The organism is Streptomyces sp. NPDC005784, from assembly GCF_042871525.1.
Classification (GTDB): domain Bacteria; phylum Actinomycetota; class Actinomycetes; order Streptomycetales; family Streptomycetaceae; genus Streptomyces.
The window spans coordinates 76,181-102,600 of sequence record NZ_JBIAIQ010000028.1; the positions used below are offsets into that span (position 1 = coordinate 76,181).

Genomic DNA, 26,420 nt, shown 5'->3' on the forward strand with positions numbered 1-26,420 from the left:
GCCCCCCCCACCCCCCCGGCCCCCCCCCCCGGCCCCCCCCCCCCCCCCCCCCCCGGCCCCCCCCCCGGGGGCCCCCCGCGGCGCGCTGTTTCCACCCCGAGGGGCGAGGGCGGAGAACAGGGCTTCCGCCGAGCGGCGGAGGCGGAGAACAGGGGCTTCCCCCGAGGGGCGGGGGCGGAGATCAGGGGGCAGCGGGCTGCCTGGACGCGGGGAGCCGGGCCCCGAGCCGGGGCCCAGCGGCCGAAGCCGAGGCCCGGATCCCAGGGCCAGGACCGGAGCCGGGAACCGGGGGTCCAGGGGCAGCAGGCTGCCCGGGCGCAGGAAGGCGGGGCCCCGAGCCGGGCCTTGCGGCCGAAGCCCAGGGCCGGAGCCGGAGCCGGGGCCCCAGGGCCAGCTTCCGGGGGCCACGGGCGTGGAGCGCGGGAAAGCGAATCGCCGGGCGGCGGGAACACCGAGCCGGGGTACGCAGCCGCACCGGGCCTCCGGCTCACGGACTGCGGGGGCAGGACGGCTGAACCGCCGGACTGCCGGACTGCCGGACTACGGGACCGCGGACTACTGAACCGCGGGACTGCTGGGCTGCGGGACTACTAGGCCGCAGAGGCAGACGGACGTAGAACCGCGAGAAGCCGGGCAACCGAGCGCGGGACGCGGGACCGCCCGGAGCCGGCAGCCGGACGGGACGCGGGACCGCGAAGCACCAGGCAACCCAGCGCAGAACTCCGGACCGCCAGGAACCGGACAACCGAGCGCGGGCCTCCGGACCGCGAAGAACCCGGCAACCCGGCGCGGGGCGCGGGAACGCGCGACGACGGACAGCCGGGCTCAAGGCGTGTGGGGGCGCGGTGCGGCCGACAGCCGGGCTCAAGGGCGTGGGGCGCGGTGCGGCGGGCTCGGGGCCGGTGAGGGGAGGGCCTCAGGGCAGCGGGTCTCCGGGGCGGGGCGGCGAGGGCCGGGACGGCAGTGCTCGGGATGACGGACGTGAGGTCGCAAGGCAGACTGACGCCGGGCCGGACGGCGCGCGAGCGTGGGGCGCCGGAGCCAGCGGGGCAGCGGGACAGCGGGGCAGCGGGACGTGAGTGTCTCAGGTGGTGGGCCGGGGGCCGTGCTTCGGTCGGGGGGTTCCGGCCGCCGGGAGTACGGGGCGGTTCAGGCCACGTTCACTCGCTGGCCCGGCGGGGCAGCCTCCAGCCAGGCGAGGAAGCCGGTCAGCGCGTCCTCGCTCATCGCCAGTTCCAGGCGCGTCCCGCGATGGACACAGGCGAGGATGATCGCGTCGGAGAGCAGCGCGAGTTCCTCCTCGCCCTCGGCGGCACGGCGGCCGGCCACCTCGATCGCCGAGCGTTCGAGGGTGCGGCGCGGGCGGGGGGCGTACGAGAAGACGCGGTACCACTCGATCCGGTCGCTGTTGTAGCGGGCGACCCCGTAACTCCAGCCCTTGCCGCTGGGGTCACCCTTCTCGGCGACGTCCCAGCGCAGGCTGCAGTCGAACGTTCCGCCGGAACGCTGGATCAGCCGGCGGCGGAGGCCGAAGACGAACAGCCCCACCACTACAAGCGCTACAAGCACTCCGCACACAGTCAGAGCGAGGACCATCGACACCGACCTCCTCGTCTCCTAGGTAACGGAAAAGAAAAAACTTCCGGATTTGCCTCAGCCGCGGCCAGGGCCGGAGTGATCCGGTCCCAGCCGCGGCTGAGTCAAAGCTTCACACAGTGCTAGCCCAGCGCCTAAAGGGCCGGGTTCGCACCGATGGTCAGCGGGTCGCCACCGCACGCAGGCGGACGTCCGCGCGGCGCTCGGCGGACGCGTCGGCGTCCGACTTCGCGCGCTCGAGCGCCCGCTCCGCACGCTGGACATCGATCTCGTCCGACAGCTCGGCGATCTCGGCCAGCAGCGACAGCTTGTTGTCAGCGAATGAGATGAAACCGCCGTGCACCGCGGCGATGACTGTTCCACCATCACTCGTACGGATGGTCACCGGGCCCGACTCCAGCACACCGAGCAGCGGCTGGTGACCGGGCATGACGCCGATGTCGCCGGACGTGGTACGCGCGACGACCAGGGTGGCCTCGCCGGACCAGACACTACGGTCCGCGGCGACGAGCTCGACGTGCAGCTCAGCAGCCAAGGTGGGCTCCTCGGGTCACCACCCGGCGTTGCTGCCGGGTGTTGGGTCAAAGTCTAGTAGGCGTACGGAGAGGGAAGGACCGCACCCCGCGAGGCGCGGTCCTGCCCCCTCACTCAGAACACGAGGTTCAGGAGACGCCGAGCTCCTTGGCGTTGGCCTTGAGGTCCTCAATGCCACCGCACAGGAAGAACGCCTGCTCCGGGAAGTGGTCGTACTCACCGTCGATGATCGCGTTGAAGGCCGCGATCGACTCGTCCAGCGGGACGTCCGACCCGTCGACGCCGGTGAACTGCTTGGCGACGTGGGTGTTCTGGGACAGGAAGCGCTCCACGCGACGGGCACGGTGGACGGTGAGCTTGTCCTCCTCGCCCAGTTCGTCGATACCGAGGATCGCGATGATGTCCTGAAGGTCCTTGTACTTCTGAAGAACCGACTTGACGCGCATCGCGGCCGCGTAGTGGTCCGCCGCGATGTAGCGGGGGTCCAGGATGCGGGACGTGGAGTCCAGCGGGTCCACGGCCGGGTAGATGCCCTTCTCGGAGATCGGACGGGAGAGAACCGTCGTCGCGTCGAGGTGGGCGAACGTGGTGGCCGGGGCCGGGTCGGTCAGGTCGTCCGCGGGGACGTAGATCGCCTGCATCGAGGTGATCGAGTGACCACGGGTCGAGGTGATGCGCTCCTGGAGGAGACCCATCTCGTCGGCCAGGTTCGGCTGGTAACCCACCGCGGAGGGCATACGGCCGAGCAGGGTCGAGACCTCGGAACCGGCCTGCGTGAAGCGGAAGATGTTGTCGATGAAGAACAGCACGTCCTGCTTCTGCACATCGCGGAAGTACTCCGCCATGGTCAGACCCGCGAGGGCCACGCGCAGACGGGTGCCCGGGGGCTCGTCCATCTGGCCGAAGACAAGGGCGGTCTTGTCGATGACGCCCGACTCCGACATCTCCGCGATGAGGTCGTTGCCCTCACGCGTGCGCTCACCGACACCGGCGAACACGGAGACACCGTCGTGGTTGTTGGCGACGCGGTAGATCATCTCCTGGATGAGCACCGTCTTGCCGACACCGGCACCACCGAACAGACCGATCTTTCCACCCTTGACGTACGGGGTGAGAAGGTCGATGACCTTGACGCCGGTCTCGAACATCTCGGTCTTCGACTCGAGCTCGTCGAAGCGCGGGGCCTTGCGGTGGATGGACCAGCGCTCGCCCTCGTACTTCTCGTCGGCGTTCAGCACCTCACCGAGGGTGTTGAAGACCTTGCCCTTGGTGAAGTCACCGACGGGGACGGTGATGCCCGCGCCCGTGTCGGTGACGGCGGCCTGGCGGACCAGACCGTCGGTGGGCTGCATGGAGATCGTGCGGACCAGGCCGTCACCCAGGTGCTGGGCGACTTCCAGGGTCAGCGTCTTCTTCTCGCCGGCGTTGGCCGGGTCGGCCACCTCGACGTGAAGGGCGTTGTAAATCTCCGGCATCGCGTCGACGGGGAACTCCACGTCGACGACCGGGCCGATGACCCGGGCGACGCGGCCCGTGGCAACGGCCGTCTCAGAAGTCGTCGTCATTACTTGTCACTCCCCGCGGTCGCGTCGGCAAGGGCTGCGGAGCCACCGACGATCTCGCTGATTTCCTGGGTGATTTCGGCCTGGCGGGCCGCATTGGCAAGTCGGGAGAGCGTGGTGATCAGGTCTCCCGCGTTGTCGGTCGCCGACTTCATCGCGCGGCGGGTGGCGGCGTGCTTGGAGGCAGCCGACTGGAGCAGCGCGTTGTAGATACGGCTCTCGACGTAGCGCGGCAGCAGGGCGTCAAGGACGTCCTCCGCCGACGGCTCGAACTCGTACAGCGGAAGGATCTCGCCCTCGGGCGCTTCTTCCGCCACCTCTTCGAGGCGAAGCGGCAGCAGCCGGCCGTCGATGGCCGTCTGCGTCATCATCGAGACGAACTCGGTGTAGACGATGTGGAGTTCGTCCACGCCGCCGTCCGCCGTCTCCTTCTCGATGGCCTCGATCAGCGGACCCGCGACCTTCTTCGCGTCCGCGTAGGTGGGCTCGTCGGTGAAACCCGACCACGACTCCACGACCTTGCGCTCGCGGAAGTTGTAGTGGGCGAGACCACGGCGGCCGACGATGTACGTGTCGACCTCCTTGCCCTCGGCCTCAAGACGGGCGGTCAGCAGCTCCGCCGCCTTGATGGCGTTGGAGTTGAAGGCGCCGGCCAGTCCGCGGTCGCTCGTGAGGAGCAGCACCGCGGAACGGGTCGCCGTCTCCGCCTCCGTGGTCAGCGGGTGCTTGGTGTTCGAACCGGTACCGACCGCCGTGACCGCGCGGGTGAGCTCGGTCGCGTACGGCGTGGAGGCCGCCACCTTGCGCTGCGCCTTGACGACGCGCGAGGCGGCGATCATCTCCATCGCCTTGGTGATCTTCTTGGTCGCGGTGACGGATCGGATGCGACGCTTGTAGACCCGGAGCTGGGCTCCCATGAGTCAGGTCCCTTCCTTACGTCACTTGGCCGCGGACGGAGCGTCCTCGCCGAGAAGCTTCCCGTCCGAGGTCTCGAACTGCTTCTTGAAGTCCACGATCGCGTCCGCGACGGCGGTGAGAGTGTCGTCCGACATCTTGCCGCCCTCCTTGATGGAGGTCATGAGGCCCTGCTCCTTGCGGTGCAGGTACTCCAGGAGCTCCTTCTCGAAGCGGCGGACGTCGACGACCGGCACCTCGTCCATCTTGCCGGTGGTACCGGCCCAGACGGAGACGACCTGGTCCTCGGTCGACATCGGCTGGTACTGAGCCTGCTTGAGCAGCTCGACCAGACGCTGACCGCGCTCCAGCTGCGACTTCGACGCGGCGTCCAGGTCGGAACCGAAGGCGGCGAACGCCTCCAGCTCGCGGTACTGGGCCAGGTCGAGGCGGAGCCGGCCGGAGACCTGCTTCATCGCCTTGTGCTGGGCGGAGCCACCGACGCGGGAGACCGAGATACCGACGTTCAGGGCCGGACGCTGACCGGCGTTGAACAGGTCGGACTCCAGGAAGCACTGACCGTCGGTGATGGAGATGACGTTGGTCGGGATGAACGCCGACACGTCGTTCGCCTTGGTCTCGACGATCGGCAGACCCGTCATCGAACCGGCACCCATCTCGTCGGAGAGCTTCGCGCAGCGCTCCAGCAGACGGGAGTGCAGGTAGAAGACGTCACCGGGGTAGGCCTCGCGCCCCGGCGGACGGCGGAGCAGCAGGGACACGGCGCGGTAGGCGTCGGCCTGCTTCGAGAGGTCGTCGAAGATGATGAGGACGTGCTTGCCCTCGTACATCCACTGCTGGCCGATGGCCGAACCGGTGTACGGCGCCAGGTACTTGAAGCCGGCCGGGTCGGACGCCGGGGCGGCGACGATGGTCGTGTACTCCAGCGCGCCGGCCTCTTCGAGGGCGCCACGCACGGAGGCGATGGTCGAACCCTTCTGACCGATGGCGACGTAGATGCAGCGGACCTGCTTCTTGGTGTCGCCCGAGCGCCAGTTGTCGCGCTGGTTGATGATCGTGTCGACGGCCAGCGCGGTCTTGCCGGTCTGACGGTCGCCGATGATCAGCTGACGCTGGCCGCGGCCGATCGGGGTCATCGCGTCGACGGCCTTGTAGCCCGTCTCCATCGGCTCGTGCACCGACTTGCGGACCATGACGCCCGGGGCCTGCAGCTCGAGGGCGCGGCGGCCGGACGTCTCGATCTCGCCGAGGCCGTCGATCGGGTTGCCGAGCGGGTCGACGACGCGGCCGAGGTAACCCTCGCCCACGGCGACGGACAGCACCTCACCGGTGCGCTGCACCGGCTGGCCCTCCTCGATACCGCTGAACTCGCCGAGGACGACCGCACCGATCTCGCGCTCTTCCAGGTTCAGCGCGAGGCCGAGGGTTCCGTCCTCGAACTTCAGCAGCTCGTTCGCCATGGCCGAGGGGAGACCCTCGATCTTGGCGATACCGTCGCCGGCAACGGTGACCGTACCGACCTCCTCGCGCGAGGCCGCGTCCGGCTTGTACGACTGGACAAAGTTCTCCAGCGCATCCCGGATCTCCTCCGGCCGGATCGTGAGCTCCGCCATCTGGGTTCCCTGCTCTCCTTGTTGGGCCCGAAGTTTCACTTGGGGGGATGGGGACTCCCCCCTATGAGAGGTGAATCCTCTGCACGGCCCAACATGGGCCGTAATTGCCTACTGCTTATGGGATTACTAGCTCGCCATGCGGCGGGCGGCGTCCTCGAGACGGTCCGCGATGGAACCGTTGATGACCTCGTCGCCGACCTGCACCCGGATCCCGCCGAGGACATCGGGGTCCACGTCGAGGTTGAGGTGCATCGGGCGGCCGTAGAGCTTCGCCAGAGCGGCGCCGAGGCGCAGCTTCTGTCCGTCGCTCAGCGGCACCGCCGAGGTGACCACGGCGACCATGCGGTTGCGGCGCTCGGCGGCGAGCCTGGACAGGGACTCGAGTCCCGCTTCCAGGCTACGTCCGCGAGGCGCGGTCACAAGGCGCGTCACCAGACGCTCGGTCGTCACGTCGGCCCGGCCGCCGAGCAGGCTGCGCAGCAGCTCGCTCTTGGCCGCCGTGGTGGCGGCCCGGTCGGTCAGCGCGGCGCGCAGCTCGGTGTTCGAGGCGACGATCCGGCCGAAGCGGAACAGCTCGTCCTCGACGTTGTCGAGCGCGCCCGTCCGCTGCGCCGCCGTGAGATCGGCGGTGGCGGTGAGTTCCTCGAGGGCGTCCACCAGGTCGCGGGGCTGCGACCAGCGGGAGCGCACCATGCCGGCCACCAGGTCGGCGGCGGTGCCGCCCACCTGGGCGCCGAGCAGGCGCTGGACCAGCTCGGCCTTGGCCTCGCCGGGCTGCGCCGGGTCGGTGAGGACCCGACGCAGCGACACCTCGCGGTGGAGCAGCGCGGTGACCGCGGCCAGCTCGTCGGCGAGCTGTGCCGCGTCCACGGACGTCGAGTCCGTCAGCGCGTCGAGACGCTCACGTGCGGCTGCGGTTGCCTCGCGGCTCGCTCCGTGTGCAGTCATCGAGCCGCCTCGGCCTTCTCCTCGAGCTCGGAGAGGAAACGGTCGATGACGCGGCTCTGCCGGGCGTGGTTCTCGAGGGACTCGCCGACCAGCTTGCCGGCCAGGTCGGTGGCCAGGTGGCCGACGTCCTGACGCAGCGCCTGAGCGGCGGCCTTGCGGTCGGCCTCGATCTGCGTGTGACCGGCGGCGACGATTTCCTCGCGCTGCCGCTGGCCTTCCGCGCGCATCTCGGCGATGAGCGTGGCGCCCTGCTCCGTTGCTTCCTGGCGCAGGCGCGCGGCCTCGTGACGGGCTTCGGCGAGCTGAGCCTTGTACTGCTCAAGAACGCTCTGGGCCTCGGTCTGCGCGGCCTCGGCCTTTTCGATACCGCCCTCGATGGCCTCGCGGCGCTGCTCCAGAACCTTGTTGATGTTCGGGAGAAGCTTCCGGGCCAGGAAACCGAAGACGATGACGAAGGCGATCAGGCCGATGACAAGCTCGGGGATCGGCGGGATGAGGGGGTTTTCGGCCTCCTCGGCCGCCAGAATGAGCAGCTGGCTCATATCAGTGCCTTTCGTCTAGTGGGCTGTCGTGGATCCGAAGATCACTTGCCGTAGACGAACGGCATGACCAGACCGATGAGGGCGAGCGCCTCACAGAAGGCGAAGCCGAGGATCTGGTTGGCGCGGATCAGACCGGCGGCCTCAGGCTGACGGGCGAGGGCCTGGGTGCCGTTACCGAAGATGATGCCGACGCCGACGCCGGGGCCGATGGCCGCGAGGCCGTAACCGATCGAGCCGAGCGAGCCGGAGACAGCGGCAAGGGTCTGCATGCCAGTTATTCCTTTTCTTTACGGACCGGTGGGGGTTGGCCACCGGACGACTGCGGGGCGGAGAGGACGGGCGCTCAGTGGTGCTCGGCCAGCGCGCCCTGGATGAAGGTGCAGGTCAGCAGCACGAACACATACGCCTGCAGGGCCTGGATGAACAGCTCGAAGGCCGTCATGACGATGACCATGATGAACGAGACGCCCGAGTAGACGATCCCGAAACCGTTGAGCAGGTACCAGGTGGCGATCGTGAACAGCAGCAGCAGGGTGTGACCCGCGAACATGTTCGCGAAGAGTCGCACCGCGTGCGTGAACGGCCGGACGATCAGGTTCGAGAGCAGCTCGATGAACATGGCCAGCGGGAGAACCGGGCCCAGCGACTTGTCGTAGCCACTGAAGTTCTTGAACGCTCCGACGAATCCGTGGCGCTTGAACGTCAGGGACACCCAGACGATGTAGACGATTCCGGCCAGCACCGCGGGGTAGGCGATGATCGCCGTGACCGGGAACTGGGCGACCGGAATGATCGACCAGAGGTTCATCATCCAGACGAAGAAGAACAGCGAGACGACCAGCGGGACGTACTTCTCGCCTTCCTTCTTGCCGATCGTCTCGTAGACGACGCCGCGGCGGATGAAGTCGTAGCCCGCCTCGGCGACCATCTGCAGCTTGCCCGGGACGACCTTCGGCTTGCGGAAGGCGGCCCAGAAGAAGGCGACGACGATAACCGAGCCGAGCAGCGCAAGGAGCATCGTCTTGTTGAAGTACAAGTTGCTGTCCCCGTCGCCCCAGAGAGGCTCGAACAGGAACGAGTGCAGGCCGGGTGCCGGGAAGCCACAACCGTTGTTCTCGAAGATGTGGCAGTCGGTCTCGAAAGCGAGCACCTGCGTCGGGTCAGCACTCACCGCGGGCTCCTTCAGCGTGGCGCATAGGTACGGCAACCTCGTTGTGTCGGCGCGGCGCACAGCCGCGGTTCGGCACTGGACTGGTGTTACGGATGTGGGGGCGGCAGTGGGGCATCAAGCCTCGCGATTGAGCAGGCGTCAGCTCAGATGCCCGCGCCCGCGATGCCGCAGTTGGCACCGGACGATAGCAGGATCTCCTACGTGCACTTATCCCGGCCCTACCCCTCACGACGAGTGCCCCTTGTTTTCGGGCTTGTCGCCCTTCGAGGGGTCGGGCTCGACGTAGAGGATCTTGGCCTTCATATGGGCACGCGCCTGTGCGCCGATCCACACGAGGGTGGTGACGACCAGGGTGAGCGCGAAGGACTTGGGATTGAACAGCGAAGTGTTCTTGAACACGGCGACAAAGATGAACAGCAGAAGAATCTGCGCCGTGTAGAGCAGGAGACCCATCGCCTGGAACAAGTGCGGAAGCGATTTGGCGACGCGCTGCAGAACGTAGAGCCCGATCCCCATGAAGAGAATCACGACCAGCGTCGCGACGATCGCCCCTAGCGCCCCTTTGCCGCCGGCGACCACACCGCTGACGACGGCGGCAATCGCGCCGACGGCAGCTGTGGGTACAGCGGCCTGAAGGAGGATCCGGGCGTCATTGGACGGCATGGCGGCAACTCCGCTTGCTAAGGGGGGCGTGTCGTCATGGACGAGCGTAGACCCGGGCCGAGAGAGAACCTCACGCCAAAGGACCGTGGTGCTGGGGTCCTTCGGCTCTGCCCTGGGTTCTCGTGAACCGTATCACAAACTATTTGATGAGGTCTTTACCTGGTTGGTGTGCCGACTGTCACACATGAGTGTGAGGGCGCGCGTCTGTGCATCCAGAGCACCAACTTGTCTGGTATTGGGACGCTTTACTACCCCACGATTTGGTCACGCGTTAGTCAGATTCTTACCTTCGACTCAGCGCGAGGACTCGGCCTCGCGCCGGTCGAGGAGTCTCGGACGGGTCCCAATTGCCGTCGCTCCGTTGACTCCTGAGACTCCGGCAACCGCCGGCGCAAGGTGCTCACGCGCCTCGTCCTGCTCGCCTGCCGCCGCCGCCTCGTGGGTGACGGGCGACCCCGCCTCGGCGGCCGCTCCGGCTGCCAGCGCGGCGGCTCTGCGGCGCCGGTAGCGCGGCGGCAGGAGGTGCTCGGCCCAGCGCGGGGCACGCGGTGTGAAGCGCGGCAGCAGGAGCAGCACGAGACCGACCGCGCTGAGCGCCGCGATGACGAGCACGCTCCACATGGCCCCGGAGTTGACCGAGTACGCGAGGGCGCCGAAGGAGATCAGCGCCGACCAGAAGTACATGATCAGGACGGCCCGGCTGTGCGAGTGGCCGACCTCCAGGAGGCGGTGGTGCAGATGGCCGCGGTCGGCGGCGAACGGCGACTGCCCGCGCCAGGTGCGCCGCACGATGGCGAGCACCAGGTCGGCGGCCGGGATCGCGATGATCGTCAGCGGCAGCAGCAGCGGGATGAACACCGGCACCGTCTGGTGCACGGTGTTGCGCTCGGATCCGGAGAAGAGGTTCATCACGTCGGGGTCGATCTGCCCGGTGATGGAGATGGCGCCGGCGGCCAGCACCAGCCCGATGAGCATCGAACCCGAGTCGCCCATGAAGATCCGCGCGGGGTGCATGTTGTGCGGCAGGAAGCCCAGGCACATGCCCATCAGGATCGCCGCGAACAGCGTCGCCGGGGCGGCGGCCTCGATGCCGTACGAGTACCAGATCCGGTAGGCGTAGAGGAAGAACGCGGCGGACGCGATGCACACCATGCCGGCGGCCAGTCCGTCGAGACCGTCCACGAAGTTGACCGCGTTGATGGTGATGACGACGAGCGCCACCGTCAGCAGGGTGCCCTGCCACTGGGTGAGTGCGACCAGGCCGACGCCCGGGATCGGCAGCCACAGGATCGTCAGACCCTGCATGACCATCACGCCGGCGGCGATCATCTGGCCGCCCAGCTTGATCAGGGCGTCGATCTCGAACTTGTCGTCCAGCACGCCGATCAGCCAGATCAGCGCGGCTCCGGAGAGCAGGGCGCGTGGTTCGTTCGAGTTCGAGAAGACCGCGTTGAGGTTCTTCAGGTGGTCGGCGACCAGCAGGCCGGCGCACAGTCCGAAGAACATCGCGATGCCGCCGAGCCTCGGCGTGGGTTCACGGTGCACGTCGCGCGCCCGGATTTCCGGCATGGCTCCGGCCACGATCGCGAATTTCCGTACCGGCCCTGTCAGCAGATACGTCACCGCGGCCGTGATGCAGAGCGTCAGCAGGTATTCACGCACGGGCTTCCCCACAGGTCTCGCTGGCCATCACAGCCCCACACCCTAGCGATGCACGCATATGGTTGAGGACTTTCGGGTAGCGACGATGGTTGCACGAGTGGCTGTGCAGCCCGGTACGCGTACCCCCGGTCAGTCCGGATAAGGCGGAAATCTACCGGTCAGTTCCCGCACTTCCTCCCGCGCCGTCCGGCCGTCGATCTCGTCCCGCAGCACCCCCGCGAACAGTGCGGCGACCCGTGCCATCTCCGGCTCGCCCATCCCCTGCGTGGTCAGCGCCGCGGTGCCGAGCCGCAGGCCACGGGCGTCGCCGTGAGGCAGCGCACACGTGTCGAGGACCATACCGGCGGCGGCGAGCCTGCCACGCGCGGTGCGCCCCTCGACACCGAGCGGCGCCGGATCCGCGGCGAGCAGATGGGTGTCGGTGCCGCCCGTGGTGATCGCGAGCCCCTCCGCGGCCAGCCCCTCGGCCAGCACGCGCGCGTTGGCGACCACCTGATGGGCGTACGCCGTGAAGGCGGGGGTCGCGGCCTCGCCGAACGCGACGGCCTTGGCCGCGATGGTGTGCATCTGCGCGCCGCCCTGGGTGAACGGGAAAACGGCCCGGTCGACGCGCTCGGCGAGTTCGCCGCCGCACAGGATCATGCCGCCGCGCGGCCCGCGGAGCACCTTGTGGGTGGTGGCGCACACGACATCGGCGTACGGCACCGGGTTGGGCGCCGCTCCGCCCGCGACGAGCCCCATCGGGTGGGCGGCGTCCGCGATGAGGTAGGCGCCGACCTCGTCGGCGATCTCCCGGAACAGCGCGTAGTCGATGTGCCGGGGGTACGAGATCGATCCGCAGACGATGGCCTTGGGACGACGGGCGCGGGCCAGCGCGCGCACCTGCTCGTAGTCGATGAGCCCGGACTCCGCCCCGACCCCGTAGCCGACGAAGTCGAACCAGCGGCCGGAGAAGTTCGCGGGCGACCCGTGTGTCAGATGACCGCCGAAGGGCAGGCCCATCGCCAGCACGGTGTCACCAGGGCGCAGCAGGGCGGCGTAGGCGGCCAGGACGGCCGAACTCCCGGAGTGGGACTGGACGTTGGCGTGGTCGGCGCCGAAGAGGGCCTTGGCGCGGTCGACGGCGACGCGTTCGGCGACGTCGACGATCTCGCAGCCGCCGTGGTGGCGGGCGCCGGGATATCCCTCTGCGTACTTGTTCGCCAGCGGCGAGCCGAGCGCGGCCAGGACGGCCGGCGAGGTGAAGTTCTCGGCCGCGATCAACTGCAGCGTGGTCGACTGCCGGTCCAGCTCACCGATGAGGATCTCGGCGAGCTCGGGGTCCTGGCGGCTCAGGACATCCGCTTCGAGCGTGGTGGCGACCGGCATGGTGGACTCCGGACATCTGCGGGGGGACGCTTACGTCCAATGTAGAACCGCGACGGGTGGGACGCCCGGTGTCACGTCCGTGCGGGTACCCCCGTCAGCGCAGTGACGACCGGATCCAGGGCCTCGTTGATCTCGTCCCCGATGGAGCGGAAGAACGGCAGCGGTGCCCCGTAGGGGTCGTAGACCTCGTCGGCCTCGGCGGTCGGGGCCAGCAGCCAGCCGCGCAGGGCCGCGGCGGCCCGGACCAGGGCGACGGCGCGGTCGATCACGCCGTCCTGGAGGGGCGGCAGGGTCGCCGTGTCTATCGCGCGGACCAGCCGGGTGAACTCCTTCAGGGTGAAGGTGCGCAGGCCCGCCGAGTGGCCCATGGAGATGACCTGGGCGCGGTGGTCGCGGGTGGCCGTCAGGACGAGGTCGGCCCGGATGACGTGGTCGTCGAGGAGCTCGCGCCCGACGAAGCCGGAGGGGTCCGCGCCGAAGTCGCTGAGGACGGTCGCGGCATTGGCCTCCATGGGCGCGCCCTCGTGCCCCCAGGTGCCGGCGCTCTCCACGATGAGGCCGCCCCACAGGGGGTCGCCGAGCCGGTCCGCCAGGGCATGCCGGGTAAGCCGCTCTGTGATCGGCGAGCGGCACACATTGCCGGTGCTGACGTGGAGGATGCGGAAGGACCCCCGGGGGGACCCACCGGTCCCCGTGATCCCCGTGCTTATCCATCCACGCCCCGCGTCAGGGGCTGTCAATTCGCCACCTCGAGGTCGGGTACGACCTTCCGGAGCTCCTCCGCCGACAGCGCGCCCGCGCGCAGCAACACGGGCACCTTGCCGGTCACGTCGACGATCGAGGAGGGCACGTTGCCCGGGGTCGGGCCGCCGTCCAGGTACACCGAGACGGAGTCGCCGAGCATGCTCTGCGCGGCGTCGCAGTCCTCCGGCGCCGGGTGGCCCGTGAGGTTGGCGGAGGAGACGGCCATGGGGCCGACCTCCGTGAGGAGCTCGATGGCGACGGGGTGCAGCGGCATACGGATCGCCACCGTGCCCCGGGTGTCCCCCAGGTCCCACTGGAGGGACGGCTGGTGCTTGGCGACGAGCGTCAGGGCGCCCGGCCAGAACGCGTCGACGAGTTCCCAGGCCATCTCGGAGAAGTCCGTGACGAGGCCGTGCAGGGTGTTCGGGGAGCCGATGAGGACAGGGGTGGGCATGTTGCGGCCCCGGCCCTTGGCGTCCAGCAGGTCGGCGACGGCCTCCGAGGTGAACGCGTCGGCACCGATGCCGTAGACGGTGTCCGTCGGGAGGACCACCAGTTCGCCACGGCGGACGGCGGACGCTGCCTCACGCAGACCTGTGGTGCGGTCGGTCGCGTCGTTGGTGTCGTATCGCCGTGCCATTTAGCGGGCCTCCTCATACACGTACTGCTGGCTGGGGGTGCGAAGAAACGCGGTGCGGGGAATGGCGGTGCGGGGAATCGCGGTGCGCGGGCGCACGACGGCGCCACGCGCCGGAACCCCGTGGGCCGCGCTCATGGCATCGCCTTGCGGGCGGTCGCGAACCGCGGCCGGTTGTTGAGGTCCGGGTGGTCGGCCGCGTCGGCCCAGCCCCGCTCCTCGGTGAAGATCCAGGGCACCTGTCCGCCCTGGGTGTCGGCGTGCTCGATGACGACGACGCCGCCGGGACGCAGCAGCCGGTGCGCGGTGCGCTCGATGCCGCGGATGAGGTCGAGTCCGTCCTCGCCCGAGAAGAGGGCGAGCTCAGGGTCGTAGTCCCGGGCCTCCGGCTGCACGTACTCCCATTCGGTGAGCGGGATGTACGGAGGGTTGGAGATCACCAGGTCCACCTGGCCGTCGAGGTCGGGAAAGGCCGCGAGAGCGTCTCCCTGGCGCAGGTCGACCCTGGACCCCTCGACGTTCTTGCGCGTCCACTGGAGGGCGTCCTCGGACAGCTCCACGGCGTGCACACGGGAGCGCGGGACCTCCTGGGCGAGAGCGAGCGCGATGGCGCCCGAGCCGGTGCACAGGTCCACGATCAGCGGTTCGACGACATCCATCGCGCGGACGGCGTCTATGGCCCAGCCGACGACCGACTCGGTCTCCGGGCGGGGGACGAACACGCCCGGACCCACCTGGAGTTCGAGGTAGCGGAAGTAGGCGCGCCCGGTGATGTGCTGGAGCGGCTCGCGGGCCTCGCGGCGCGCGGTCACCTCCCAGTAGCGGGCGTCGAAGTCCACGTCCTTGACACTGTGCAGCTCGCCCCGCTTCACGCCGTGCACGAAGGCGGCGAGCTCCTCCGCGTCGTTGCGCGGCGAGGGCACGCCGGCGTCGGCCAGCCGCTGGGTGGCCTGGGCCACTTCCGCGAGCAGCAGGTTCACGCTGGTCCTCCGGGGCTGAGCTGTTGTCGTTTGCTGTTACGCGTTGGCGAGCTTGGCGGCCGAGTCCGCGTCGACGCAGGCCTGGATGACGGCGTCGAGCTCACCGTCGAGGACCTGGTCCAAGTTGTACGCCTTGAAGCCGACGCGGTGGTCCGAGATGCGATTCTCCGGGAAGTTGTACGTACGGATCTTCTCGGAGCGGTCGACCGTGCGGACCTGGCTGCGGCGGACGTCGGAGGCTTCCCGCTCCGCTTCCTCCTGCGCCGCCGCGAGGAGCCTGGAGCGCAGGATACGCATCGCCTGCTCCTTGTTCTGCAGCTGGCTCTTCTCGTTCTGGCAGGAAGCGACGACTCCGGTGGGAATGTGCGTGATGCGCACCGCGGAGTCGGTCGTGTTGACGGACTGGCCGCCGGGGCCCGAGGAGCGGTAGACGTCGATACGGAGATCGTTCGCGAGGATCTCGACCTCGACCTCCTCGGCCTCGGGCGTGACAAGGACACCGGCGGCCGACGTGTGGATACGGCCCTGCGACTCGGTCGAGGGCACGCGCTGCACCCGGTGCACGCCGCCCTCGTACTTCATCCGGGCCCAGACGCCCTGGCCGGGCTCGGTGGCACCTTGGCCGCCCTTGGTCTTCACGGCGACCTGGACGTCCTTGTAGCCGCCGAGCTCGGACTCGGTGGCGTCGATGAGCTCGGTCTTCCAGCCGACGCGCTCGGCGTAGCGCAGGTACATGCGCAGAAGGTCACCGGCGAACAGGGCGGACTCGTCGCCGCCGGCGCCCGCCTTGATCTCCAGGATGACGTCCTTGTCGTCGCTCGGGTCGCGCGGGACCAGCAGCAGGCGGAGCTTCTCGGTGAGCTCCTCCTTCTGCTTCTCCAGGTCCTTGACCTCGGCGGCGAAGTCGGGGTCGTCGGCGGCGAACTCCTTCGCCGTGCCGATGTCGTCCCCGGTCTGCTTCCAGGAGCGGTACGTCGCGACGATCGGGGTCAGCTCGGCGTAGCGCTTGTTGAGCTTGCGCGCGTTGGCCTGGTCGGCGTGGACCGACGGGTCAGCGAGCTTCTTCTCCAGATCGGCGTGCTCGCCGATCAGTTCCTCGACCGCCTCGAACATCTCCGGCTCCAATGGACTGTCCCCAGCTCCATGACGGGCTCGGGGACGTAGGTACGGCGTGGGGTTCCCCTGCTCGAACAAGTCGAGAAGCCTGGGGAGAGGGCTGGACCGCAAAGCGCCGGTCCCGGCGTCCCCGTGCGGGGACCCCGAAGACCGGCGCTGTGGGCTCGCTACTTGTTGGCAGCGGCAGCCTTGCCGAAGCGGGCCTCGAAGCGGGCCACACGGCCACCGGTGTCGAGGATCTTCTGCTTGCCCGTGTAGAACGGGTGGCACTCGGAGCAGACCTCGGCGCGGATGGCACCGCTGGAGATCGTGCTGCGGGTGGTGAACGACGCGCCACAGGTACAGCTGACCTGCGTCTCGACGTACTCGGGGTGGATGTCGCGCTTCAAGGTGTCTCCTAGTTTCGGGAGGGCACCGGGTCGCCGCCGCTGGATGCGGATGCGTGAACCGGGGCCGACGTACCAGTCTGCCAGCACTGGCCGTATCCCCCAAAACGGGGGGACGCGACGATCTATTCCCTGGGGTGCGCGCGCGGGTCAGCCGGGGCTGACGACGCCCTTCGCGGTACCGGTGGCGGTTCCCTCGGTGGCCGCCTTCGGGATCGGCCGGTCGGCCTTCAGCGCCTTCCAGACCAGTTCGGCCTTGGCCTTGTCGACGAGGACGCGGTTGGCGTCGGCGCGGTCGTACTGGACCGGCATCGTCACCATGTTCATGTGGGACGAGCCGATGCCCTTGAGACCGCTCGCGAAGGAGGCGAGACGGGTGACACTGCCGATGTCGGTGTCGGTGGTCACCGTCTTGGTCGCGGTGTCGGCGAGGTCGTACAACTTTTTCGGGTTGGACAGGATCCCGACGTGCTTGACCTGGTCGACCAGCGCCTTCATGAACGCCTGCTGGAGCTGGATGCGGCCGAGGTCGGAGCCGTCGCCGACGCCGTGCCGGGTGCGGACCAGGCCGAGCGCCTGCTTGCCGTTGAGGTCGTGCGACCCGGCCGTCAGACGCAGATGGCTCTCGTGGTCCGAGATGGCCTTGGTCGTGGTGACCGTGACGCCGCCCAGGTCGTCGATCAGCTTCTGGAAGCCGCTGAAGTCGACCTCGAGGTAGTGGTCCATGCGGATGCCGGACATGGACTCGACGGTCTTCACCGCGCAGGCGGCACCGCCGGTGGAGTAGGCGGAGTTGAACATCACGCCTGAGGCCGCGCCGTGGATGGTGCCCTTCGTGTCGACGCAGGCGGGCCGCTCGACGAGGGTGTCCCGGGGGATGGAGACCACGCTCGCCCTCTTGTGGCCCTTGTACACGTGGACGATCATCGCGGTGTCGGAGCGGGCGCTGCCGTCGTCGGCGCCGCCACCCAGCTCCTTGTTGGTGCCGGAGCGGGTGTCGGAGCCGAGCACCAGGATGTTCTCGGAGCCGTTGTCGACCTTCGTGGGGCGGTCGCTGCCGAGCGCCTGGTTGATGTCGACGCTCTTGAGGTTGCCGTTGAGCTTGAAATACAGGTAGCCGGCTCCGGTGCCGCCGAGCACCACGACGCCCGCCGCGGTCCAGGCCGTGATGAGCAGGGCCTTGCTCCGCGTGCTGCGGGTCTTGCGGCGGCGGCCCTTCGGGCTGCGCTGGGTGCTGCTCCCGGGATCCCCCGGTATACCGGGCTCCGGCGTGCTCTCGGCAGGCATGTGCTCCTCAATCCGTCTGCGGTCGGTTACCCCCTGCTTTCAGGGCTAGGCCCATCTGGTCGTGACGAGGCGTACCGCTCCATGGTCACTCCGTACGGTCAGACGGGGAAACTCGGGAAAGGGTTGCACAACGCAGAGTGCCCACCGCGTGACGCGATGGGCACTCTGCGTGTTCGGCGGGAGCGGGGAGAACCCGCTCACCTGCGATGTCAGCCGAAGATGTCGTACGCCTGGAAACCGGTACCCACCGAGATCCTCGTGGCGAAGATCTCGCTGGTGGCCTTTCCGGTACCCGGGTACAGGTACAGCGTGCCGCCGGCGGTGCGGGCCAGGAAGTCGGCCTTGCCGTCGCCGGTCACGTCACCGACGGCGTCGAAGGCGTTGTAGTCGGGCCAGGTGCGCACCTTGACGCGGGTGGAGAAGGCGCCGGCGCCGGTCTTGCCGGTGCCCTTGTACAGGTAGATGTACGAGCCGCTGCTGCTGCGCGCGATCAGGTCGGCCTTGCCGTCGCCGGTGAAGTCGCCGTGTCCGCGCACGAGGTTGTACTGGTTCCAGCCGGTGCCGACCTGGACACGCGTCGGGAAGGTGCCGTTGCCCTTGCCCGGGTACTCCCACATCGCTCCGGAGGAGTCGACGGAGAGGATGTCGGGCAGGCCGTCGCCGGTGAGGTCACCGGGGGCGACGATCCGGGTACGGGTCTTCCAGTTGGTGAAGATCTTGTCGTTGGCCCACTTGCCCGTCGCGGGCAGCCAGTGCATCCAGTGGACGTCGCCGGTGGCGCTCTCGCGGACCACGAAGTCCTGGTAGCCGTCCCGGTTGAGGTCGGTCTGGAGCACGACGTTGACGCCGTCCCAGCTGGACCACGACTGACGCGCGCCGAACGAGGTGCCGTTGGAGTCCTTCTCCCAGCCCACCTTGGTCGACGAGCTGCGCACCCACAGGTCGGCCTTTTGGTCGTCGTTCAGGTTGGTGTCCTCGACGCGCGGCCAGGCGGCGCCGACGTAGGTGCTGACCTTCGAGAAGACGCTGTACGCGCCCTTCGCGACGCAGTTCTCGACACCCCAGGAGACGACACCGACGATGCGGCCGCCGACGACCAGCGGGCCGCCTGAGTCGCCGTTGCAGGCCGAGACGGTTCCGGCGTCGCTGCCGGTCGCCGGCTTGCCCGCGCAGACCATGTGGCCCTTGATGAAGTCACTCTGGTAATAGCCACTGCACGTGGTGTCCGAGTTGATCGGCAGCGTGGCCGTCTTCAGCGTGTCGGAGATGTTCTGCGTGGTGGACGTGGTGCGGCCCCAGCCGTAGAGCGTCGCCGAGGTGCCGGACTTGTACGAGGTGGTGTCACCGGACGTCGTCATGTTGATCGGCTTGGCGATGACGGGGTTCGCCAGCGTGATGACCGCGATGTCGTTGTCGATTTTGGTCGGGCTGTACGACGGGTGAGTCCACTGCCGCGAGACGGCGGTGACCGTACCGCCGTTCAGGCTGGTGTCGGTCGGCAGCTGGGAAGTGCCGGTCACGACGGCGCCGTTGGCCTTCCAGTCGTAGAGCTTGCCGTTCTCGTCCTTGGTGCAGTGCGCGGCGGTGAGGATCTTCGTCGGTGACACGACGGAGCCACCGCAGAAGAAGCCGAAGTCGTCGGCCGTGCTCGTGGTGCCCTTGTCGTCGAGGTACCAGAGCTGGGCCATCCACGGAGCCGTGGTGATGGTGGTCGTCTGACCGCCGATGATCTTCGGATCCACGTGCACCGGGGTCGTGGTGGCGCTCAGGGACGCCTTCCGGGTCGCCTGGCCCGCAATACCGTCACTGGCGACGGCGCCCGCGACGCGCTTCTCCAACACGGCCTGGGACGGCGTCGAGTGGGTGAGGCGCACGGTCGGGGTGGGCAGCGTCGTAATGGGCGCGGCGTTCGCGGACGACATCAGAAGCGCACCGGCGACGGCGGCTGCGAGGCCAGCTGCGGCGACCGGGACGGCGATCCGTATGCGGCGTCTGTGCCGACCGCCCCCAGACATGGATGTATCCACTCAAGTCCCCCCTCAGAGATAAGAGTTCAGAGCTGTTTCAGCAAAAGTTCAAGGGCGCGATCGTACACGCGACCCGAACAGCACGAAGGGCCGCCCCCGTCACCTGCGTGACGGGGGCGGCCCTTCGTGGTTCTTGCCCTGCGGACCTCGGTCGTTGCGGACCTCAGCCGTGGAGACCTCAGTCGTTGCTGTTGCCCGGCGACGGCGTGGTCTTCTGGATCTGGAGCAGGAACTCGGCGTTCGACTTCGTCTGCTTCATCTTGTCGAGCAGCAGCTCGATCGCCTGCTGCTGGTCGAGCGCGTGGAGCACGCGACGCAGCTTCCAGGTGATGGCGAGCTCGTCGCTGCCGAGCAGCAGCTCTTCCTTACGGGTACCGGACGCGTCCACGTCCACCGCCGGGAAGACGCGCTTGTCGGCGAGCTTCCGGTCGAGCTTGAGCTCGGCGTTGCCGGTGCCCTTGAACTCCTCGAAGATGACCTCGTCCATGCGCGAGCCGGTGTCGACGAGCGCGGTGGCCAGGATGGTCAGCGAGCCGCCGTCCTCGATGTTTCGCGCGGCACCGAAGAAGCGCTTCGGCGGGTACAGCGCGGTCGAGTCGACACCACCGGACAGGATGCGGCCGGAGGCCGGGGCGGCGAGGTTGTACGCACGGCCCAGACGCGTGATCGAGTCGAGCAGCACGACGACGTCGTGGCCCAGCTCCACCAGACGCTTGGCACGCTCGATGGCGAGCTCGGCGACCGTGGTGTGGTCCTCGGCCGGGCGGTCGAAGGTCGAGGAGATGACCTCGCCCTTGACCGACCGCTGCATGTCGGTGACCTCTTCCGGACGCTCGTCGACCAGGACGACCATCAGGTGGCACTCGGGGTTGTTGACGGTGATCGCGTTGGCGATCGCCTGCAGGATCATGGTCTTGCCGGTCTTCGGCGGGGCCACGATCAGACCGCGCTGGCCCTTGCCGATCGGCGCGACGAGGTCGATGATCCGGGTCGTCAGCACACCCGGGTCGGTCTCCAGGCGGAGCCGGTCCTGCGGGTAGAGCGGCGTCAGCTTGTTGAACTCCGGGCGCCCGCGCCCGGATTCGGCCGCCATGCCGTTCGCCGAGTCGAGGCGGACCAGCGCGTTGAACTTCTCGCGGCGCTCGCCGTCCTTGGGCTGACGGACCGCGCCGGTGACGTGGTCACCCTTGCGCAGACCGTTCTTGCGGACCTGGGCGAGGGAGACGTACACGTCGTTGGGACCCGGCAGGTAGCCCGACGTACGGATGAACGCGTAGTTGTCGAGGATGTCGAGGATGCCCGCGACGGGGATCAGCACGTCGTCGTCGGCGACCTGCGGCTCGGCGATCTCGTCGCGTCCACGACGCCCACGGCGGTCCCGGTAACGGCCGCGCCGGCCGCGGCGGCCGCCCTCGAAGTCGTCGTCGTCCTGCGGGCCGTTGTCACGCGGGCCGTTGTCGCGGGTACCGCTGTCACGGGGGCCGCTGTCACGCGTCTGCTGGCGGTCCTGACGACCGCCGCCCTGCTGCTGACGGTCCGGACGGTCCTGGCGCTCCTGACGATCCGGGCGCTCCTGACGATCCGGGCGCTGCTGTCCGGCGCCCTGGCCGCCCTGCTGCTCGTCGCCCTTGGCCGGGCGACGGTCGCGGTCACGGCCGCCCCGGTCGCGGTCACGGCGCTCACGGCGCTCACGACGTCCGTCGGCGCCCTCGGCGTCGCCCTGCGTCTCGGCCTTCGGCTCGCTCTTCGCCTCGGCGGCAACCGTCTCGGGGCTGCCCGCCTCGGCGGTGGCACGGCGACGACGGCGCTCGGCGGGAGCGTCGTCGCTGAGCGGCTGGCCGGGGATCTCGATCTGCTGCTGGGCCACGGCCTTGTCGGCGGCGACCTTCTCGGCCTTGTCCTCGGCCGGCGCCGCAGCCTCGTCGCCCGTACGGGCCTTCGAGGTGGTCCGGCGCTTCGGCTTGGTCTCGGCGGCGGCGTCGTCGGACGCCGTCTTGGCCGGGGCACCCCCTCCGGCCTGCGCCTCCTTGATGACCTCGATCAGCTGGCTCTTGCGCATACGCGCCGTGCCCCTGATTCCGAGGCCGGATGCGACCTGCTGCAGCTCGGCCAGCACCATGCCTTCGAGGCCGGTACCGCGGCGTCGCCTGGAGCCGGCACCGGTGGCAGGCGCGGAGGCGTCCGTGGCGGGCGCGGCAGCGGTCTCCTCGACACGTGCGCCCATCAGATCGGTGGTGTCGCTCACGAAGGGTCCTTCCCTGGAGCGGACGTCGGCCTGTCTGGCTCGGCGACCGGTTGTGCTGTCCGGCATTGGTCCTTGCTGTGTGGACCGTGCCGGGGCGGTGGTCCGCCAAAGCGGCGGAAGACATTGCTGGTGATGACGATTCCGGAGCCGTGGCACTGAGGTTCGGTGTCATCGGCTCGGTCACGCCGGTTCCGGAGCGTGCTCAGCACTGCTCAGCGCATAGCACCCAATGCAAGGCACGTAGCAGTTTGGGAGGCTCCCGGAAGAATGGGTGTCCCGGACGGGGACGCGAAGCACCTCGCCATGGTGGGGTCGGGTGCAGACTTGAGGTTAACACTACCGGATCCAACAAACATTCCCCCTCTCCAAATCCGGCAACCGTGCGTCGTCAATTGACCCCGACAGGTGCGAGCGGCAACACGCACGCCCCCTGGGCGTCGAGGTCCAGACGGTTGGCGGCCCAGCCCTGACCTGCGAGATCGGCCACCTTGTCGGCCGACGCGCGGTCCGCAAGCGCGAGGACCGTGGGTCCCGCGCCGGAGATCACCGCCGGGATGCCGTCGGCGCGCAGGCGCTCGACGAGCGCGGCGCTGTCCGGCATCGCCGGGGCGCGGTACTCCTGGTGCAGCCGGTCCTCCGTCGCGGGCAGCAACAGCTCGGGGCGCCGGGTCAGGGCCTCGACGAGCAGTGCGGCGCGACCCGCGTTGGCCGCGGCGTCGACATGCGGAACGGTGCGCGGCAGCAGACCGCGAGCGGTCTCGGTGAGCACGGGCTTTCCCGGTACGAACACCACCGGAACGATGGAGTCGGCGGGTTCCATCCTGATCGCCTGCGCGGCGCCCGACTCCATCCAGGAGAGCGTGAACCCGCCGAGCAGACAGGCCGCGACGTTGTCGGGGTGTCCCTCGATCTCGGTCGCGAGCTCCAGGAGCGCGGCGTCGTCGAGCCTGCTCTCCCCGCCTATCGTCACCGCGCGGGCGGCGACGATGCCGGCGCAGATGGCGGCCGACGAGGAACCGAGACCCCGGCCGTGCGGGATGCGGTTGGCGCAGACGATCTCGAGGCCGCGCGGCTGTCCGCCCAGCAGATCGAAGGCGGTGCGCAGGGAACGTACGAGGAGATGGTTCTCGTCGCGCGGCAGCGTTTCGCTGCCCTCCCCCGCGATGTCGATGTGCAGCCCGGAGTCGGCCACCCGGACGACCACGTCGTCGTACAGCCCCAGTGACAGCCCGAAGGCGTCGAAACCCGGGCCGAGGTTGGCGCTGGTGGCGGGGACGCGCACCCGGACGGCGGCGGCGCGGAACGCTGGACCGGCCATCGCTCGATGACTCTCCTTGAGCTGCGTGATGTACGAGATTTTCGAAGAACTGCGAAATGAACCGCGACAGACGGGCACAGGACCCGGAATCCGCAAAGACGGCGCGGCACCGCGGCATATGCGGCGGGCGGGTTCGGTACAGCCTATCGAAGGAAGGTTCTGTGGCGACATAGGGCGCACAGGAGGCGCACGATGCGTGTCGTAAGCCCCTCGTGCACCCCCCGTCGGGTCACGGTGGGGATGACCCCCACGAACGGACGGTTTCCGTCGGCTTTCTGACGGTTTCCCGCCCGCTCACGGCGCGTTCCGCCCTGTTCGACGGATCCCGCCGGACCGACCGGCACCGGCCGGCACCGCCTGGCGGGTTCACGCCTGGCGGGTTCACGCCAGACCGGTTCCGGATTTACGCCGGACCTGGCCTGCTTCTAGACCGATCCAGACCTGGATTTACACCGGACCGGGCCTGGATTCAGGCCGGACCGAGCCTGGGTCGACGCCGGACCGAGCCTGGGCCGAGCCTCGATCCAGACGAGCCGGACTGAGGCTCAATCCAGACGAGTCCGAGCCTCGATCCAGGCCGGTCCGAGCCTCGATCTAGACGAGTCCGAGCCGCTCCGCCGCCGTCGCCGCGTCCACCGGGACCGTGACCGGCTGCGGAGCGCCCGCGACGGCCCAGTCGGGGTCCTTGAGACCGTTTCCGGTGACCGTGCAGACGATGCGCTGCCCCGGGTCGACCTTGCCCTGCTCGGCGGCCTTCAGCAGACCGGCGACGGACGCGGCGGACGCGGGCTCGACGAAGACACCCTCCTGTGCGGCCAACAGCCGGTAGGCGCGCAGGATCTCACGGTCCGTCACCTCGTCGATGAAGCCGCCCGACTCGTCCCTCGCGGCCAGCGCGAACTGCCACGAGGCCGGGTTGCCGATACGGATCGCGGTGGCGATGGTCGAGGGGTCCTTGACCACCTCACCGCGCACGATGGGCGCGGATCCGGAGGCCTGGAAGCCCCACATGCGCGGGGTCCGCGCGGCGATGCCGTCGGCGGCGTACTCCGTGTACCCCTTCCAGTACGCGGTGATGTTGCCCGCGTTGCCCACCGGAAGGACATGTATGTCGGGCGCGTCGCCGAGCATGTCCACGATCTCGAAGGCGGCGGTCTTCTGCCCCTCGATACGCACCGGGTTGACCGAATTGACCAGCGCCACAGGGTAGTTGTCGGACAGCGAGCGCGCCAGCGTCAGACAGTCGTCGAAGTTTCCGTCCACCTGGAGGATCTTGGCGCCGTGGATGAGTGCCTGCCCCATCTTGCCGAGCGCGATCTTGCCCTGCGGCACGAGGACGGCACAGACCATCCCGGCGCGTACGGCATAGGCCGCGGCGCTCGCCGAGGTGTTGCCGGTGGAGGCGCAGATGACGGCCTTCGCGCCCTCCTCCTTCGCCCGCGTGATGGCCATGGTCATACCGCGGTCCTTGAAGGAACCGGTCGGGTTGGCGCCCTCCACCTTGAGGTGGACCTCGCAGCCCGTGCGCTCCGAGAGCACCTGCGCGGCTACGAGCGGCGTGCCGCCCTCGCGGAGCGACACGACCGGCGTGCTGTCGGACACCGGAAGCCGGTCCCGGTACTCCTCGATGATTCCGCGCCACTGGTGGGTCATTGCTGGTTACTCTCCTTCAACCCGCATGATGCTGGCGACACCCCGCACGGTGTCGAGGCTGCGCAACGCCTCGACGGTCCCGGCGAGGGACGCGTCGGACGCGCGATGGGTGACGACGACGAGGGAAGCCTCGCCGTCCTTGCCCGACTGACGCACGGTGTCGATGGACACCCCGTGCTCGGCGAAGACGGTGGCGACCTGGGCGAGAACACCAGGTTTGTCGGCCACGTCGAGGCTGATGTGGTACCGCGTGACGACCTCGCCCATGGGTGAGACGGGCAGCTGGGCGTACGCGGAGGCACCGGGGCCGGTGGCACCGCCGAGCTTGTTGCGGCAGACGGCCACCAGGTCGCCGAGCACGGCGGAGGCGGTCGGGGCGCCGCCGGCGCCCGGCCCGTAGAACATCAGCTGACCGGCGGCGTCCGACTCGACGAACACGGCGTTGTACGCGCCGCGCACGGAGGCGAGCGGGTGGGTCAGCGGAATCATCGCGGGATGCACGCGCGCCGTCACCGAGCCCCCGTCGGCGGCCCGCTCACAGAGGGCGAGCAGCTTGATGGTGCAGCCCATCTCCCGCGCCGAGGCGAAGTCGGCGGAGGTGACCTCGGTCATGCCCTCGCGGTAGACGTCGTCGAGGCGCACGCGCGTGTGGAAGGCGATCCCGGCGAGGATGGCGGCCTTGGCGGCGGCGTCGAACGCCTCGACGTCGGCGGTGGGGTCGGCCTCGGCGTACCCGAGCGCGGTGGCCTCGTCGAGGGCCTCCTGGTAACCCGCTCCCGTGGAGTCCATCTTGTCGAGGATGAAGTTGGTGGTTCCGTTGACGATCCCCATCACCCGGTTGATCTTGTCGCCCGCGAGGGACTCGCGCAGCGGCCGGATCAGCGGGATGGCACCGGCGACGGCGGCCTCGTAATAGAGGTCCCTGCCGTGCTCCTCGGCCGCCGCGTGCAGCGCGGCACCGTCCTGGGCGAGCAGCGCCTTGTTCGCGGAGACGACGGAGGCGCCGTGCTCGAACGCGGTGGTGATCAGCGTACGGGCGGGCTCGATACCGCCGATGACCTCGACGACGACGTCGATGTCCCCGCGCTTGACGAGGGCGGTGGCGTCGGTGGTGACCAGGGCGGGGTCGATGCCCTCGCGCACCCGGGAGGGCCGGCGGACGGCCACGCCCGCGAGCTCGACGGGGGCGCCGATCCTGGCCGCGAGGTCGTCGGCGTGCGTCGTCATGATGCGCGCCACCTCTGAGCCGACAACCCCGCAGCCCAGCAGCGCCACCTTCAGCGGACGCGTACGCATCATCCGACCTCGTTTCCTCATACCGTCTTCGGTTGGACCAGTCTCACTCACCGGACGGGAGTTTCTACCCTTCGTCCGGATCGTGAGACGTCCATTTCATTTTCTGATAGGCGACGACAGGAGATCTTTCACCTGTTGCGCACCCGGCACATCGGGT

23 protein-coding genes are annotated in these 26,420 nt (G+C 69.0%); all 23 read right to left on the reverse strand.

What is annotated here, in order from left to right; all coding sequences use genetic code 11:
• Window positions 1-1,149 precede the first annotated feature (1,149 nt).
• On the reverse strand, window positions 1,150-1,596 hold the full coding sequence (locus ACFYR3_RS32875; RefSeq protein WP_355844356.1) for a DUF2550 domain-containing protein: 447 nt from the start codon (window positions 1,594-1,596) through the stop codon (window positions 1,150-1,152).
• Between the two features lie 160 nt (window positions 1,597-1,756).
• Complete coding sequence (locus ACFYR3_RS32880; protein WP_351127806.1) at window positions 1,757-2,131, reverse strand: F0F1 ATP synthase subunit epsilon; 375 nt, start codon at window positions 2,129-2,131, stop codon at window positions 1,757-1,759.
• Window positions 2,132-2,258: 127 nt separating this feature from the next.
• Window positions 2,259-3,695, reverse strand: a complete 1,437-nt coding sequence (gene atpD, locus ACFYR3_RS32885) for a F0F1 ATP synthase subunit beta (RefSeq protein ID WP_351127804.1) — start codon at window positions 3,693-3,695, stop codon at window positions 2,259-2,261.
• Complete coding sequence (locus tag ACFYR3_RS32890; RefSeq protein WP_355844360.1) at window positions 3,695-4,609, reverse strand: F0F1 ATP synthase subunit gamma; 915 nt, start codon at window positions 4,607-4,609, stop codon at window positions 3,695-3,697. Before ACFYR3_RS32890 ends, atpD begins: the two co-directional genes overlap by 1 nt.
• 21 nt (window positions 4,610-4,630) lie before the next feature.
• Window positions 4,631-6,220 carry a F0F1 ATP synthase subunit alpha gene (atpA, locus tag ACFYR3_RS32895; protein ID WP_355844363.1) on the reverse strand — a complete coding sequence of 530 codons (1,590 nt, stop codon included), beginning with the start codon at window positions 6,218-6,220 and terminating at the stop codon, window positions 4,631-4,633.
• 126 nt (window positions 6,221-6,346) lie between these two features.
• On the reverse strand, window positions 6,347-7,168 hold the full coding sequence (locus ACFYR3_RS32900; RefSeq protein ID WP_356785933.1) for a F0F1 ATP synthase subunit delta: 822 nt from the start codon (window positions 7,166-7,168) through the stop codon (window positions 6,347-6,349).
• Entirely contained in the window at window positions 7,165-7,710 is a 546-nt protein-coding gene (locus tag ACFYR3_RS32905; protein ID WP_389285563.1) for a F0F1 ATP synthase subunit B, read from the reverse strand. The genes ACFYR3_RS32900 and ACFYR3_RS32905 overlap by 4 nt, the downstream gene beginning before the upstream one ends.
• A 41-nt stretch (window positions 7,711-7,751) precedes the next feature.
• Entirely contained in the window at window positions 7,752-7,979 is a 228-nt protein-coding gene (atpE, locus tag ACFYR3_RS32910; protein ID WP_351127795.1) for an ATP synthase F0 subunit C, read from the reverse strand.
• Window positions 7,980-8,053: 74 nt separating this feature from the next.
• The gene (gene atpB / locus ACFYR3_RS32915; RefSeq protein ID WP_389285565.1) at window positions 8,054-8,881 is read right to left on the reverse strand and encodes a F0F1 ATP synthase subunit A; all 828 of its coding nucleotides are present in this window, start codon (window positions 8,879-8,881) and stop codon (window positions 8,054-8,056) included.
• 225 nt (window positions 8,882-9,106) lie between these two features.
• The gene (locus ACFYR3_RS32920) at window positions 9,107-9,544 is read right to left on the reverse strand and encodes a hypothetical protein (protein ID WP_389285567.1); all 438 of its coding nucleotides are present in this window, start codon (window positions 9,542-9,544) and stop codon (window positions 9,107-9,109) included.
• Window positions 9,545-9,838: 294 nt separating this feature from the next.
• Entirely contained in the window at window positions 9,839-11,206 is a 1,368-nt protein-coding gene (locus tag ACFYR3_RS32925; protein ID WP_355844379.1) for an MraY family glycosyltransferase, read from the reverse strand.
• Between the two features lie 129 nt (window positions 11,207-11,335).
• Window positions 11,336-12,574, reverse strand: coding sequence for a serine hydroxymethyltransferase (gene glyA, locus ACFYR3_RS32930; RefSeq protein WP_356785929.1), 1,239 nt, complete (start codon window positions 12,572-12,574; stop codon window positions 11,336-11,338).
• 71 nt (window positions 12,575-12,645) lie between these two features.
• A complete protein-coding gene (locus tag ACFYR3_RS32935) occupies window positions 12,646-13,314 on the reverse strand; it encodes a protein-tyrosine-phosphatase (RefSeq protein WP_355844385.1) in 669 nt (222 codons plus the stop codon).
• On the reverse strand, window positions 13,311-13,958 hold the full coding sequence (locus tag ACFYR3_RS32940) for an L-threonylcarbamoyladenylate synthase (protein ID WP_355844388.1): 648 nt from the start codon (window positions 13,956-13,958) through the stop codon (window positions 13,311-13,313). Before ACFYR3_RS32940 ends, ACFYR3_RS32935 begins: the two co-directional genes overlap by 4 nt.
• Window positions 13,959-14,089: 131 nt before the next feature.
• Window positions 14,090-14,935, reverse strand: coding sequence for a peptide chain release factor N(5)-glutamine methyltransferase (gene prmC, locus ACFYR3_RS32945; RefSeq protein WP_355844391.1), 846 nt, complete (start codon window positions 14,933-14,935; stop codon window positions 14,090-14,092).
• 36 nt (window positions 14,936-14,971) lie between these two features.
• A complete protein-coding gene (prfA, locus tag ACFYR3_RS32950; protein WP_355844394.1) occupies window positions 14,972-16,048 on the reverse strand; it encodes a peptide chain release factor 1 in 1,077 nt (358 codons plus the stop codon).
• Window positions 16,049-16,218: 170 nt separating this feature from the next.
• Window positions 16,219-16,440 (reverse strand): 50S ribosomal protein L31, encoded by a 222-nt coding sequence (gene rpmE, locus ACFYR3_RS32955; protein ID WP_266762813.1) that lies wholly within the window; start codon window positions 16,438-16,440, stop codon window positions 16,219-16,221.
• Between the two features lie 147 nt (window positions 16,441-16,587).
• The gene (locus ACFYR3_RS32960; RefSeq protein ID WP_389285572.1) at window positions 16,588-17,724 is read right to left on the reverse strand and encodes an LCP family protein; all 1,137 of its coding nucleotides are present in this window, start codon (window positions 17,722-17,724) and stop codon (window positions 16,588-16,590) included.
• Between the two features lie 209 nt (window positions 17,725-17,933).
• Window positions 17,934-19,739, reverse strand: coding sequence for a trypsin-like serine protease (locus tag ACFYR3_RS32965; RefSeq protein WP_355844400.1), 1,806 nt, complete (start codon window positions 19,737-19,739; stop codon window positions 17,934-17,936).
• A gap of 190 nt (window positions 19,740-19,929) precedes the next feature.
• On the reverse strand, window positions 19,930-21,996 hold the full coding sequence (gene rho, locus ACFYR3_RS32970) for a transcription termination factor Rho (protein ID WP_355844403.1): 2,067 nt from the start codon (window positions 21,994-21,996) through the stop codon (window positions 19,930-19,932).
• A gap of 388 nt (window positions 21,997-22,384) precedes the next feature.
• On the reverse strand, window positions 22,385-23,314 hold the full coding sequence (gene thrB, locus ACFYR3_RS32975; protein ID WP_355844406.1) for a homoserine kinase: 930 nt from the start codon (window positions 23,312-23,314) through the stop codon (window positions 22,385-22,387).
• A 594-nt stretch (window positions 23,315-23,908) separates the two neighbouring features.
• Window positions 23,909-24,967: a threonine synthase gene (gene thrC / locus ACFYR3_RS32980; RefSeq protein ID WP_355844409.1), complete on the reverse strand. Its 1,059-nt coding sequence runs from the start codon at window positions 24,965-24,967 to the stop codon at window positions 23,909-23,911.
• Between the two features lie 6 nt (window positions 24,968-24,973).
• Window positions 24,974-26,263 carry a homoserine dehydrogenase gene (locus ACFYR3_RS32985; protein ID WP_389285595.1) on the reverse strand — a complete coding sequence of 430 codons (1,290 nt, stop codon included), beginning with the start codon at window positions 26,261-26,263 and terminating at the stop codon, window positions 24,974-24,976.
• Window positions 26,264-26,420 lie beyond the last annotated feature (157 nt).